Consider the following 12,828-nt stretch of genomic DNA (forward strand, 5'->3'; position numbering starts at 1 on the left):
GCTACCCACGGGCGGTTGGCGGAGGCGGACGGGAATCGAACCCGCCTGGCCGAGGTGCTCGGCCACAACGGTTTTGAGGACCGCGCCCGTCACCAGACGAGGTACGCCTCCCCGCAACCCGCGCGGTCACCGTAGCAACCGGCGCCCGGGCCTGGTACGCCACAATGCGGGGGAGGCCGACGAGGGAGGCGCGTGGATGAGCGGGACGGACCCCGGCGTGACCGACCCGCGGCGCTCGACGCCGCGCACCGACCACGTGCTCGCCGACCCGCGGCTGCGGGCGGCGGCCGACCGGCTCGGTCCGCGACTGGTCAAGGACGTCGTGGTCACGGTCCTCGACCGGTGCCGGGCGGGCGAGCTCGCCCCGGAGCAGGTGGCCGACGCGGCCGTGGCCGCGCTGCCGACCGGCGTCACCGGTCTCCGGCGGGTCGTCAACGCGACCGGGGTGGTCGTCCACACCAACCTCGGCCGCGCGCCGCTGTCGGCGGCCGCGGTGGACGCGATCGCCCTCGCGGCCGGCGCCACCGACGTCGAGCTCGACCTGACCACCGGCCGCCGCGGGCGGCGGGGACGGTCGACCCTCGCCGCGCTGCAGGAGGCGGTCCCCGGTGCCGGCGGGGGCACACGTCGTCAACAACGGTGCGGCCGCCCTCGCCCTGGTCACCTCGGCCCTGGCCGTCGGCCGCGAGGTCGTCGTAGCGCGCGGGGAGCTGGTCGAGATCGGCGACGGGTTCCGCATCCCCGAGCTGCTCGAGTCGGTGGGCGCCCGGCTGCGCGAGGTCGGCACCACCAACCGGGTGCGGGTCGACGACTACGCCGCCGCGGTGGGCGACGAGACGGCGTTCGTGCTCAAGGTGCACCCGTCGAACTTCCGGGTCACCGGGTTCACCTCGTCGGTGCCGGTCGCGGAGCTGACGGCCCTGTCCGTCCCGCTGGTCGTCGACATCGGGTCCGGCCTGCTCGCCGCGCACCCGCGGCTGCCCGACGAGCCCGACGCCGCCACCGCGCTCCGCGACGGAGCCGACCTGGTGACGGCGTCCGGCGACAAGCTGCTCGGCGGGCCGCAGTGCGGCCTGATGCTCGGCCGGGCCGACCTCGTCGAACGGCTCCGGCGGCACCCTCTGGCCCGGGCGCTGCGCGTCGACAAGCTCACGCTCGCGGCGCTCGAGGCGACGCTCCGCGGGCCGACCCCGCCGGTCGCCGCGGCACTGGCGGCCGACGCCGCGGACCTCCGGGCCCGGGCCGAGCGGCTGGCGGCCGCCGTCGCCGACGTCGCCGCGGCCTCGGCGGTCGCCTCCGTCGCCGCCGTCGGCGGCGGCGGCGCCCCCGGCGTGGAGCTCCCGAGCGCCGCGGTCTCGCTGCCGCACGACCTCGCCGCGGCCCTGCGCACCGACGCGGAGCTGCCGGTCGTCGGCCGGGTCGAGGGCGGCCGGCTGCTGCTCGACCTGGTCGCCGTCGCACCCGACGACGACGCCGCGCTGGTCGCCGCCGTGCGCCGGGCCGCGGCGGGGAGAGGCTGACCGGGTGCACGTCGTCGCCACCGCGGGCCACGTCGACCACGGCAAGTCGACGCTGGTCGCCGCACTGACCGGGATGGAGCCCGACCGGCTCGACGAGGAGCGCCGGCGCGGGCTGTCGATCGAGCTCGGCTACGTGTGGACCGACCTGCCCGGTGCCGGGCAGGTCGCGTTCGTCGACGTCCCCGGTCACGAGCGGTTCGTCACGACGATGCTCGCCGGCGTCGGCCCGGTGCCGGTGGCGATGCTCGTCGTCGCGGCCGACGACCCCTGGATGCCGCAGGCCGCCGAGCACCTCGCGGCCCTCGACGCGCTCGGCGTGGCCCACGGGCTGGTCGCCGTCACCCGCTCCGACCTGGCCGACCCAGGCCCGGCCGCGGCGCGGGCGGAGGCGGAGGTCGCCCGGACCTCCCTGCGCGGCGCACCGGTGGTGCCGGTCAGCGGCCGCACCGGGGCCGGGCTCGACGAGCTCCGGAGTGCGCTGGCCGACGTGCTCCGCGCGCTGCCCGGTCCGGCGCCCGCGGCCGACGTACGGCTCTGGGTGGACCGGCGCTTCGGCGTGCGGGGGCGCGGGCACCGTGGCGACCGGCACCCTGCCCGCCGGCACCGTGCGCCGCGGCGACACCCTCCAGGTCGTCGCCGAGGGCGGCTCCGGCACCGTGCGGGTGCGCGGCCTCCAGTCGCTGGGCAGCGACGCGGACGAGGTCGCGGGCGTCGCCCGGGTCGCGCTCAACGTGGTCGGTGACGACGTCGCCCTCGTCGACCGCGGCGCCGCGCTGGTCACCCCCGACGCCTGGCAGCCGACCACCACGGTCGACGCCCGGGTCGCCGGCGACCTCGACGCGCTGCCCGAGCGGCCGCTGCTGCACGTCGGCGCCGCGGCCGTCGCCGTGCGCACCCGGCCGCTCGGCGGCGACGCCGTCCGGCTGGCGCTGCCCTGGCCGCTCCCCCTCCGGGTGGGTGACCGCGCCGTGCTCCGCGACCCGGGCAGCCGCCGGCTCTGGGGCCTCCGCGTGCTCGACCCGGCGCCGCCGGCACTCCGCCGACGCGGCGCGGCCGCGCGACGGGCGGCGGTGCTCGCACGGCTGACCGGCACGCCGGACGCCGCCGAGGAGGTACGCCGCCGCGGCGTGGTGCGCGCCGACCTGCTGCCGCGGATCGGGGTGCCGGTCGCCGGACCGCCCGACGGGGCGGTGCTCGCGGACGGCTGGCTGATGAGCAGCGAGCGGCGCGAGCGCGTCGCCGCTGCGGTCGCCGACGCCGTGGCCGCGCACGCCGCCGCCCGGCCGCTCGACCCCGGCATCCCGCTCACGGCGCTCGCGGAGCGGCTCGGGCTGCCCGCCCCCGCGCTGGTGGCGGCGGCGGTGCGGCCCCGCTGCGCGTCGCCGACGGCCGGGTGCAGCCACCCGGCTCCGCGGCCGGCCTGCCCCCGGAGGTGGAGCGGGCGGTCGCGACCCTCGAGCGCGAGCTGGCCGACACGCCGTTCGCCGCACCGACGGCGGACCGGCTGGCCGAGCTCGGCCTCGACGACCGCCGCGCCGCCGCGGCCGCCCGGGCCGGGCGGCTGCTCCGCGTCGCGCCCGGGGTGGTGCTGCCGAGCGGCGCCGACGAGCTGGCGGCGTCGTGGCTCGCCGACCTGCCGCAGCCGTTCACCGCGGCGCAGGCCCGGCAGCGCCTCGGCACCACCCGCCGGGTGCTGCTCCCGCTGCTCACCCACCTCGACCGGGCGCGGCTGACCCGCCGGCTCCCCGACGACCGGCGCGAGGTCCGGCGCCGCTGACCCCCGACTCGACGGCGAGGAAGTGCCTACTCGGCCAGGAGGAAGTGCCTACTCGACGGGGTAGGACTGGACGAACTCGGTGAGGCGCTTCAGCTGGTCGGGGTCGGTGGAGGGGATGACCCCGTGGCCGAGGTTGAAGACGTGGCCGCGGGCGGCGCGGCCGGCCTCGACGATCTCGGCGGCGCGGGCCGTCATCACGTCCGCGGGGGCGAAGACCAGGGTCGGGTCGAGGTTGCCCTGCACGGCACGGTCGCCGACCAGCGGGATCGCGTGCCCGAGCGGTGTCCGCCAGTCCACGCCCACCACGTCGGCACCGGCCTCGGCCATGAGCGGCAGCAGGTTGGTCGTGCCGACGCCGAAGTGGATCCGCGGCACGCCCAGCTGGCCGACCCGGGCCAGCACCCGCGCCGAGTGCGGCATCACGTACTGCTCGTAGTCGGCCGGCGTCAGCGCGCCCGCCCACGAGTCGAAGAGCTGCACGGCCGAGGCGCCGGCAGCGACCTGAACCTCGAGGAACGCCGCCGAGATGCCCGCGATCTTGCGCATCAACGCGTCCCAGACGTCGGGGGCGCCGAACATCATCGCCTTGGTGCGGGCGTGCTCCTTCGACGGGCCGCCCTCCACGAGGTACGACGCCACGGTGAACGGCGCTCCGGCGAAGCCGATCAGCGGCGTCCCGCCGTTGGTCACGGCGAGCTCGCCGACCAGGCCGCGCACCGCCTCGGTGATGAACGGGACGTGCTCCGGGGTGAGGTCGGGGATCCGCTCGACGTCGGCCACCGTGCGGACCGGCTCGGCGACGACCGGCCCGACGCCGGGCTTGATGTCGAGGTCGACGCCGACCGCCTTGAGCGGCAGCACGATGTCGGAGAAGAAGATCGCGGCGTCGACGCCGTAGCGGCGGACCGGCTGCAGGGTGATCTCGACGACGAGGTCGGGGTCGGCGCAGGCGTCGAGCATGGCGACGCCCTCGCGGACCCGCAGGTACTCCGGCAGCGAGCGGCCCGCCTGCCGCATGTACCAGACCGGCGTGTGCGGCACCGGCTCCCCGCGCACCGCCTTCAGGAAGGCGCTGCCGGCGAGGGGGCCGGCGAGGGCGTCGGCGGGACGCGTCAGCGAGGGGGGTCTGGGATGTTCACGGCCGGCTCCACACCTCCCAAGGCTGACAGGTCGACGGCGTGTACGCACATCGCGCGGGGCCCGAGGGCTTAGTGTGACGTCCATGGTGGCGCGGCACGAGACGCACCAGGGGGCCGGCATGGCCGGGGAGCCCCCGGAGTTCGTCGCGGCCGTGACCAGCCTGCGTGCGGCGGCGCTGCGCCCGGAGGTCTTCTGCGAGGAGATGCCGGCGCCGCAGCGGATCGCCCCGTTCGCCACGGCGCTGTCGGCCGACGTGACCGTCGACGACGAGGACGTCGCGACCGGTCGGCTGGTGCTGCTGCACGACCCCGCCGGCAACGAGGCCTGGAACGGCACGTTCCGCTGCGTCGCCTACTGCCGGGCCGAGATCGACCTGGCCCTCGCCGCCGACCCGATGCTCGCCCACGTCGGCTGGACCTGGCTGACCGACGCGCTCGGGTCGCACGCGGCGTCGTACACCGCCCTCTCCGGCACCGTCACCCGGGTCACCTCCGAGGGCTTCGGCGCGATGGCCGACGACGGCGGCTCCGCGCAGCTGGAGGTCCGGGCGTCGTGGACGCCGGTCGACGCGCCCGAGCTCGACCCCCACGTCCAGGCGTGGGCCGAGCTGCTCTGCACCGCCGGCGGGCTCGAGCCGGTGCCCGAGGGCGTCGCGGTGATGCCCTCCCGACGGGGCCAGCGGGGCGCCGGGCTCTGATGCCGGAGAGCCCCGAGACCGACGCACCCGGGGGGCGCGGTCGGCGCGACGGACCAGCAGCGCGAGCCCGAGGTGGCGCTGCTGGCGCTGTCGGACGGGCTGCCGCCGGTGATCGACAGCGACGAGGCGCTGGCGGCGTACGCCGCGAAGGTCGGAGCCGGCTCCGGCCCGGTGGCGATCGACGCCGAGCGGGCGTCGGGCTACCGCTACTCCAACCGCGCCTACCTGATCCAGGTCCGTCGCGACGGCGCCGGCACCGGCCTGGTGGACCCGATCCCGCTGAGCACGCTCGCGCCGCTGCAGGAGGCGATCGGCGACGCCGAGTGGATCCTGCACGCCGCCACCCAGGACCTGCCCTGCCTGGCCGAGGTGGGGCTGCGGCCGGCCGCGCTGTTCGACACCGAGCTCGCCGGCCGGCTGCTCAACTACCCGCGGGTTGGCCTGGCGACCCTCGTCGAGACGCTGCTCGGCGCGCGGATGAAGAAGGAGCACTCGGCGGTCGACTGGTCGACCCGGCCGCTGCCCGAGCCGTGGCTGGAGTACGCCGCCCTCGACGTCGAGGTGCTCGGCCAGCTGCGCGACGTGCTGGCCGCCGAGCTCGCCGAGAAGGGCAAGGCCGACTGGGCGCGGCAGGAGTTCGAGCACCTGCGGGCGTTCGAGCCGGTGGTGCGCACGGAGGGCTGGCGGCGTACGTCCGGGTTGCACAAGGTGCGCGGCCGGCGCGCCCTGGCCGCGGTGCGGGCGCTGTGGGAGGCCCGCGACGCGGTCGCCCGCGAGCGCGACGTCACCCCCGGCCGGCTGATCCCCGACTCCGCGATCGTCGCCGCCGCGACCGCGCTGCCGACCAACCGCGCCGGCCTGATGTCGACCCCCGGCTTCCACGGCCGCGGCGCGTCCCGCCACGCCAGCACCTGGCTGCAGGCGCTCCGTGAGGCCGCCGAGATGCCCGAGAAGGACCTCCCCGACCGGACCCCGCGCGGCGACGGCCCGCCCACGCCGCGCGCCTGGGCCGAGAAGGACCCCGTGGCCGCCCGGCGCCTCGAGCTCGCCCGCGCGGCGATCGCCGGCCTCGCCGAGCAGCACGACCTGCCCGCCGAGAACCTGCTCACCCCCGACCATCTGCGGCGCGTGATGTGGACCCCGCCCCGCACCCGCGACCCCGTCGAGCTGCTCGAGCAGGTCATCGACCAGCTCACCGGCCTCGGCTCCCGCAGCTGGCAGATCGGCCTTACCGCCTCGGCGCTCGCGAAGGCGGTGCTGGACGCGGAGCAGGTGGCGGCGAGCTGAGGCCGGAAGGGTCGGGTCGCGGTCCCGTCGCGGTAGGCGGGGGTCGGGTCGCGGTCGGCGCGGGGCCGACGTGACGGGCAAAACCTCCACTTGTCGGGCAATATTTCGCCCGACATGTTGAGGTTTCCCCGGTCGGCCGGGGGAAACCTCACGTCGCGCAGCCCCGCAAGATCGCGCAGACGCGCCTATCGCAAGCCCCGCCGACCCGCCTACTCCTCCTCCCCCGGCGTCTCCTCCGGGGCGTCGGTCTCCTCGGAGTCCTCGGGGTCGAGGACGGCGCGGGAGGCCTCGTCGATGGCGGCGAGGACACCGTCGAGGTCGGAGAGCACCGGTTGGGTGAGCAGGGCGCGGAGGTCGCCCTCGACGGCCTGCTCGAGCTCGGTCCAGGAGTCGAGCAGGGGCATCAGCTGGAGGGCGCGGGTGGAGTCGACGAAGATGCGGGCGTTGGCGGGCTGGCGGTGCGGCTGGAGGAACGCGTCGTCGTAGCTGACCTGGTTGCTGGTGGGCACGAGGTAGCCGGTCTCGGCGACGGCCTTGACCGACTCGTCGCTGACCACGTGGACGAGGAAGTCGGCGGCCTGCTCGACCCGCTCCTGCTGACCCTCGGCGACGCAGAGGCCGACGAGGTCGCCGACGGTGGCCGCCTCGCCGAGGTCGGGCATCGGCAGCACGTCGAAGCTGAGGCCGATGGTGCGGCGGAGCTCGGGGGTGAGGTCGCGGTAGCCGGCGATCATGCCGAGCCGCCCCTCCTTGAACCAGTCGAGAGCGGGCTTGGCGCGCAGCTGGCGGTTGCTGAGCGTGATCGTGGGGTCGCGCAGCACCTCCAGGGTGGCGCGCAGGGTCTCCACGTTGCCGTCCTCGGAGAGGGCGAGGGAGAGCGGGTTGTCGGTGTCGTCGAACAGCTCGCCGCCGCCGGAGAGGACGAACGGCGCCAGCCCCTCGATCGTCGGCTGGATGAAGACGCCGCGCGCCTTGCGCCGGGGGCGGCTGGCGAACTCGGCGGCGGCGCGGAAGTCCTCCAGCGACCAGGAGCTGCGGTCGTCGTTGGGCACCGGCAGCCCGCGCGCCTCCATCCGCTCGAAGTCGATCAGGTCGGTGTTGTAGTAGACGACCATCGGCGACGTCCCGTAGGGCATGCACTGCAGGTTGTCGTCGGCGGAGAACGCCGTGATCGCGTCGCGCTGGTAGTCGTCGCCGAAGGAGATGTCGCGGGCGTCGAGCAGGTCGAGCAGCGGCCGGTTGCGCTCGGCCTCGAGGGTCTCGGCGAGGCCGCTGCGCGGCAGCAGGAACAGGTCGGGCTTGATGCTGCCGTTGCGGATCGCGGCGAGCATCCGGTCGGAGTCGGGGTACGGCGCGAGCTGCACGTCGACGCTCATCGACTCGGCGTTGTAGCCGGCGGCGACCCGGGAGTAGGCCTCGATCTCGTCCTGGCTGCCCCACACCGCCCACACCAGCGACATGGCCGGCCCCTTGGTCGGCTGCCGCTTCGGGGTCGCCTTCTCCGGCTCACCGGAGACCAGCAGCATCCCGACGACCACCGCCACGGCGACGACAGCGACGGTGGCGTACGTGCGCCAGTCCAGGCGCCCTGAGCTGTCCATCGGTGACGGTCTCTCCTGTCGTCGTGAGCCGTCACCCTATCGAGTCGCCGACAGCGGCGAGCCGCGTGCTGCCGCGTGGAGTGTCGAGTGCACCGGGCCGGGAGCGCCTCACGGCGCGTGGCCGCTCGTAGCGGCTTGAGTTGGGACCCGGGGCTGCCGCGGCCCGGCGCACTCGGGTCCCAACTGTAGGTGACGTCCGGTCATTCCCGAAGGGTTTGCCGCAGGCCGGTGGGCCACCTCACAGGCGCCCGGGCCGGGGCCGAGGAGCGGCCCGGTCAGCCGAGCCCGCGCCCGAGCTCGAGGTGCCCGGCGGCCTCCAGCTGCTCGGCCAGCGCGAGCATCCGGCGTACGTCGTCGTGGCTGGCGCCGGTCATCGTCGCGCGCCCCGCCGCGACGACGCGGGCGAACGCCGACGCCCGGAACAGCACGTCGGCGAAGTCGCTGCCGGCGATCCCCCCGCAGCACGCTGTCGATCATCGCTCGCAGCTCGTCGGGGCCGGGCGGGTCGGCGACACCGGCGACGACGCGCGCGACCGGCGCGCTGGTGCGCCCGGCCTCGAACTCGCGGGCGACCTGCACCGGGTCGGCGTGCACCCACGACCGCAGCACGTAGAGCCGCCACAGGCAGCCGGACAGCGAGTCGGCCGGCGCGCCGGCCCAGACCTCGGCGATGGTCTCGATGCCCTCCGCCTCCGCCAGGTGCACCAGGCGGTCGGCGACGGTCGCGTCGCCGCTCTCGCGGGCGCCACGCACGAGCAGGACCGCGGCGCGCTCGGCGGCCTCGCGCAGCCGGGCGGGGTCGCCGACCTCCGACCCGGGGACGGACGCGAAGAAGTCCGCGGCGCGTGGTGAGGGCCGGTGGTGGGCGCGTCCGGGTTCCGACATCGCCGCCACTGTACGACGCCCTCGGGCGCCCGCGGTCCTACTCCGCGCCGTCGAGGACCCGGCGGATCCGCACGTCGCTGACCTTGCCGGCCGTGCCGAGCTGCGGCGCCCACAGCGACACCCGCAGCTCCTCCAGCAGCCACCTCAGCTGCCGCAGCGTGGCCCCGGGCGGCCGGCCCTCGGGCAGCGCGGCGACCCGCTGGAGGTAGGCCTCCTGCAGGGGCTGCACCCGGTCGAGGTGCTGGCGGTCGCGGGCGACGGCCGCGCCGCCCTCGCCCAGCGCCTCGCGCCGGCGCCGGATCGCGGCGAGGTAGACGGGGTAGCGGCGCAGCTGGGCGGCGCCGGCCTCGCCGACGAACCCGTCGTGGACGAGCCGCCCGAGCTGCGCCTGCATGTCCGACAGCGCCGGGAGCAGCGCCAGCTCGGCCCGACCGCTGAGCAGCCGGTCGGCCTCGCGCCAGCCGTCGAGCACCCGGAGCAGGTCGGCCAGCACCGCGCGGGTGGCGTCGGCCGCCTGCTCGCGGAGCCCGGCGAGGAGCGCGTCGTACGCCGCCTCGGTGCGCACGATGCCGTCGCGCTGCGCGTCGTCCACGGCGTCGAGGACGACCGCGCGGAGGCAGTCGGCGGCCAGGGCCTGCACCGACGGGTACGGCGTGCCCGCCAGCGCGAGCTTCTCGGCGTTGGAGAGGCCGTCGACGAGCCCGGCGACCGGCCGGCCGCCGAGGGCCAGGAGCAGGAGGCGAGCGAGCCCGAGCCGGTGCCGGGCGTCGCGCTCCTCGGCGGAGCCGAAGACCTGCAGCCCCACGGTGCTGCCCTCGTCGACGAGGCCCGGGTGGGCCGCCACCTCGTGGCCGGCGCGGGTCCAGGTCGCCGTCCCGGCGATCTCGCCGAAGACCCACGCGGTCTCCCCGGAGCGTGCCACCCCGCTGTCGGCGGCGACCTCGGCCATCGCCTGCTCGAACCGCGGCCGCAGCGGCGCCTTGAGCGTGCCGAGGTCCTTGCCGCGAGCCTGCTCGTGCCCCTTGTCGTCGACCACGCGGTATGTCGGCCGCAGGTGGGGCGCGAGGCTGCCCGTGCCCCACGCGTCGCGGGGCACGTGCACGCCGGTGCGGGCGCGCAGGTAGCGCTCGAGGGCGTCGAGCAGCGGCTCCTCCCCCGGCGGCACGGCCGCCAGGAACTCACGCGCGGTGTTGGGCGCCGGGACGAAGTTGACCCGGAGCTGCTTGGGGAGGCTGCGCAGCAGCTCGGTGACCAGCTCCTCCCGCAGCCCGGGCACGTTCCAGGAGAAGTCGTCGTCGCCGACCCGGTTGAGCGTCGAGACCGGGATGTCGATGGTGATGCCGTCGTCGGCGGCACCGGGCTCGAAGTGGTAGCTGATGGGGAACGTGAGCCCGCCCTCCGCGGCCGACCACCGCTCCGGGTAGTCGTGCTCGGTGACCTCGGCCGCGGCGTCGTGGGTGAGCATCGTCGGGTCGAAGGTCAGCAGGTCGGGCCGACGCCGCCGCTCCTGCTTCCACCACTGGTCGAAGTGGGCGCCGCTGACGACGTCGGGCCCCACCCGGGCGTCGTAGAAGTCGAAGAGGGTGTGCTCGTCGACGACCAGGTCGCGGCGGCGCGCGCGGTGCTCGAGCTCCTCGGCCTCCGCCAGCAGCTTGCGGTTGTGGTGGAAGAACTCGTGCCGCGTCGACCACTCGCCGTAGACCAGGGCGTGCCGGATGAAGATCTCCCGGGCCAGCGGCTGGTCGACCCTGCCGTAGGACACCAGGCGGTCGACGGCCAGCGGCACCCCGTAGAGCGTCACCCGCTCGCGTGCCATCACCGCCTGCCGCTTCCGCGACCAGTGCGGCTCGGAGTAGGTGCGCTTGACCAGGTGCTCGCCGAGCCGCTCCGCCCACTCCGGCCGGATCGCCGCGTTCTGCCGCGCCCAGAGCCGGCCGGTCTCGACCAGCTCGAACGCCATCACGTACGGCGGGTTCCGCCGCGCCAGCCCGCTGCCGGGGAAGATCGCGAACCGCGCCCCCCGGGCGCCGAGGTACTCCCGCGGCCCCGGCCGCCGCCCCTGCTTCTGCCCGGGCCGCGGCTTCTCCCGCTCCTCGAGCAGGCCGATGTGGCTGAGCAGGCCCGCGAGCAGCGCCTGGTGGATGCCGTCGGCGTCCGGCTCGGCGTCACCCTCGGGGCGCGGACCCAGCCGCAGGCCCACCTCCTTCGCCACCTGCCGCAGCTGGCCCTCGAACTCCTGCCACTCCCGCACCCGGAGGTAGTTGAGGTGCTCGCGGCGGCACATCCGGCGGAACGCGCTGCCCGACAGCTCGCGTTGCTGGTCGCGCAGGTAGCGCCAGAGGTTCAGCCAGGTCAGGAAGTCCGACCCCTCGGCCTTGAACCGGGCGTGCGCCTGGTCGGCCTGCGCCTGCTCGGCCGGCCGGTCGTTGCCCGGCCGCTCCCGCGGGTCCTGCAGCGACAGGGCGGCGACGACCACCAGCACGTCGCGCACGCAGCCGAGCCGCTCGGCCTCGATCAGCATCCGCCCCAGCCGCGGGTCGATCGGCAGCCGGGCCAGCCGCTGCCCGGTCTTCGTCAGCCGCCGCCCGGACCCCTTCTCGCCGCCGATCGCGCCGAGCTCCTCCAGCAGCTGCTGCCCCGCCTGCACGTTGCGCCGGTCCGGCGGCTCGACGAACGGGAAGCCCGCCACGTCGCCCAGGCCGAGCGACGTCATCTGCAGGATCACCGACGCCAGGTTGGTGCGCAGGATCTCCGGGTCGGTGAACTCCGGCCGGCTCTCGAAGTCCTCCTCCGAGTAGAGCCGGATCGCGATGCCCGCCGCCACCCGGCCGCACCGGCCGGAGCGCTGGTTGGCGGAGGCCTGGCTGATCGCCTCGATCGGCAGCCGCTGCACCTTCGTCCGCGCGGAGTACCGCGAGATCCGCGCGACGCCCGTGTCGACGACGTACCGGATCCCGGGCACGGTCAGCGACGTCTCGGCGACGTTGGTCGCCAGGACCACCCGGCGCCGCGAGCCCGGCGCGGGTCGGAAGACGCGATGCTGGTCGGCCGCGGAGAGCCGGGAGTAGAGCGGCAGCACGTCGATCCCCCGCGGGCTGCGCTCGTCGCCGGCCAGCGGCGCCAGCGCCTCCGCGGTGTCGCGGATCTCGCGCTCGCCGGGCAGGAAGACGAGCACGTCGCCCGGGCCCTCCGCCGACAGCTCCTTGACCGCGTCGACGATCGCCTCGGTCTGGTCGCGGACGATCGGCTCGCCCTCCTCGTCAGCCTCCGGCAGCTGGACGAGCGGGCGGTAGCGCACCTCGACGGGGTAGGTGCGGCCGGAGACCTCGACGATCGGCGCCGGGCGGCCGTCGCGGTCGGCGAAGTGCTCGGCGAACCGCTCGGGGTCGATGGTGGCGGAGGTGATGACCAGCTTGAGGTCGGGCCGCTTGGGCAGCAGCTGCTTGAGGTAGCCGAGGAGGAAGTCGATGTTGAGGCTGCGCTCGTGCGCCTCGTCGATGATGATCGTGTCGTAGCGCCGCAGCATCCGGTCGCGCTGGAGCTCGGCGAGGAGGATGCCGTCGGTCATCAGCTTGACCCGGCTCGTCCGCGACGTCTTGTCGGTGAACCGCACCTGGTAGCCGACCAGGTCGCCCAGCTCGGTGCCGAGCTCCTCGGCGATCCGCTCCGACACCGACCGCGCCGCGATCCGCCGCGGCTGGGTGTGGCCGATCATCCGCGGCCGGCCGTCCTTCGTCGGCCGCCCCCGCCCCAGCTCGAGGCAGATCTTCGGCAGCTGGGTGGTCTTCCCCCGACCCGGTCTCGCCCGCGACGATCACGACCTGGTGGTCGCGGATCGCCTTCGCGATGTCGTCGCGGCGGGCGCTGACCGGGAGGTCGGGCGGGTAGGTGATGTCCACGGCGTCACCGATTGTCCCCCTA

Annotated in this window: 8 protein-coding genes, 1 tRNA gene and 2 pseudogenes; 6 read left to right on the forward strand and 5 right to left on the reverse strand. The window is 75.8% G+C overall.

The window, feature by feature from the left end; all coding sequences use genetic code 11:
* Nucleotides 1-16: 16 nt before the first annotated feature.
* A tRNA-Sec gene (locus MF408_RS04740) sits at nucleotides 17-111 on the reverse strand.
* A gap of 85 nt (nucleotides 112-196) precedes the next feature.
* Here MF408_RS04740 and MF408_RS26595 point away from each other — a divergent pair.
* The 4 genes and pseudogenes from MF408_RS26595 to MF408_RS04755 all read left to right on the forward strand — a co-directional run.
* Nucleotides 197-532, forward strand: a pseudogene (locus tag MF408_RS26595) (L-seryl-tRNA(Sec) selenium transferase); the annotation flags it as partial.
* Between the two features lie 76 nt (nucleotides 533-608).
* Entirely contained in the window at nucleotides 609-1,520 is a 912-nt protein-coding gene (gene selA, locus MF408_RS04745) for an L-seryl-tRNA(Sec) selenium transferase (protein ID WP_275693345.1), read from the forward strand.
* Between the two features lie 4 nt (nucleotides 1,521-1,524).
* The gene (locus MF408_RS04750) at nucleotides 1,525-2,262 is read left to right on the forward strand and encodes a GTP-binding protein (RefSeq protein ID WP_240250454.1); all 738 of its coding nucleotides are present in this window, start codon (nucleotides 1,525-1,527) and stop codon (nucleotides 2,260-2,262) included.
* Nucleotides 2,263-3,105: 843 nt separating this feature from the next.
* Nucleotides 3,106-3,297 carry a SelB C-terminal domain-containing protein gene (locus MF408_RS04755; RefSeq protein WP_240251664.1) on the forward strand — a complete coding sequence of 64 codons (192 nt, stop codon included), beginning with the start codon at nucleotides 3,106-3,108 and terminating at the stop codon, nucleotides 3,295-3,297.
* Between the two features lie 48 nt (nucleotides 3,298-3,345).
* On the opposite strand, the gene hemE is transcribed toward MF408_RS04755, so the two are convergent.
* A complete protein-coding gene (gene hemE, locus MF408_RS04760) occupies nucleotides 3,346-4,413 on the reverse strand; it encodes a uroporphyrinogen decarboxylase (protein WP_240251666.1) in 1,068 nt (355 codons plus the stop codon).
* 142 nt (nucleotides 4,414-4,555) lie between these two features.
* Here hemE and MF408_RS04765 point away from each other — a divergent pair, with 142 nt between their 5' ends.
* Together MF408_RS04765 and MF408_RS04770 are read left to right on the forward strand one after the other, a co-directional pair.
* Nucleotides 4,556-5,134 carry a DUF3000 domain-containing protein gene (locus MF408_RS04765; RefSeq protein ID WP_240250455.1) on the forward strand — a complete coding sequence of 193 codons (579 nt, stop codon included), beginning with the start codon at nucleotides 4,556-4,558 and terminating at the stop codon, nucleotides 5,132-5,134.
* Nucleotides 5,135-5,206: 72 nt separating this feature from the next.
* Complete coding sequence (locus tag MF408_RS04770; protein ID WP_240250456.1) at nucleotides 5,207-6,421, forward strand: ribonuclease D; 1,215 nt, start codon at nucleotides 5,207-5,209, stop codon at nucleotides 6,419-6,421.
* A 209-nt stretch (nucleotides 6,422-6,630) separates the two neighbouring features.
* Here the strand turns inward: MF408_RS04770 and MF408_RS04775 are convergent, their stop codons facing one another.
* The 3 genes and pseudogenes from MF408_RS04775 to hrpA all read right to left on the reverse strand — a co-directional run bounded on the left by MF408_RS04775 (nucleotide 6,631) and on the right by hrpA (nucleotide 12,818).
* Nucleotides 6,631-8,022, reverse strand: a complete 1,392-nt coding sequence (locus tag MF408_RS04775; RefSeq protein ID WP_240250457.1) for an extracellular solute-binding protein — start codon at nucleotides 8,020-8,022, stop codon at nucleotides 6,631-6,633.
* A gap of 275 nt (nucleotides 8,023-8,297) precedes the next feature.
* Nucleotides 8,298-8,450, reverse strand: coding sequence for a hypothetical protein (locus MF408_RS04780; RefSeq protein WP_240250458.1), 153 nt, complete (start codon nucleotides 8,448-8,450; stop codon nucleotides 8,298-8,300).
* A gap of 494 nt (nucleotides 8,451-8,944) precedes the next feature.
* Nucleotides 8,945-12,818: pseudogene (gene hrpA, locus MF408_RS04785) on the reverse strand (ATP-dependent RNA helicase HrpA).
* Nucleotides 12,819-12,828: the final 10 nt, after the last annotated feature.

This window comes from Nocardioides sp. TF02-7 (genome assembly GCF_022437945.1).
Classification (GTDB): domain Bacteria; phylum Actinomycetota; class Actinomycetes; order Propionibacteriales; family Nocardioidaceae; genus Nocardioides.

Excerpts from the sequence above, each read along its gene's own strand:
- MF408_RS04775 (WP_240250457.1), bottom strand. The coding sequence starts at position 8,022 with ATGGACAGCTCAGGGCGCCTGGACTGGCGCACGTACGCCACCGTCGCT.
- MF408_RS04765 (WP_240250455.1), top strand. The coding sequence starts at position 4,556 with ATGGCCGGGGAGCCCCCGGAGTTCGTCGCGGCCGTGACCAGCCTGCGT.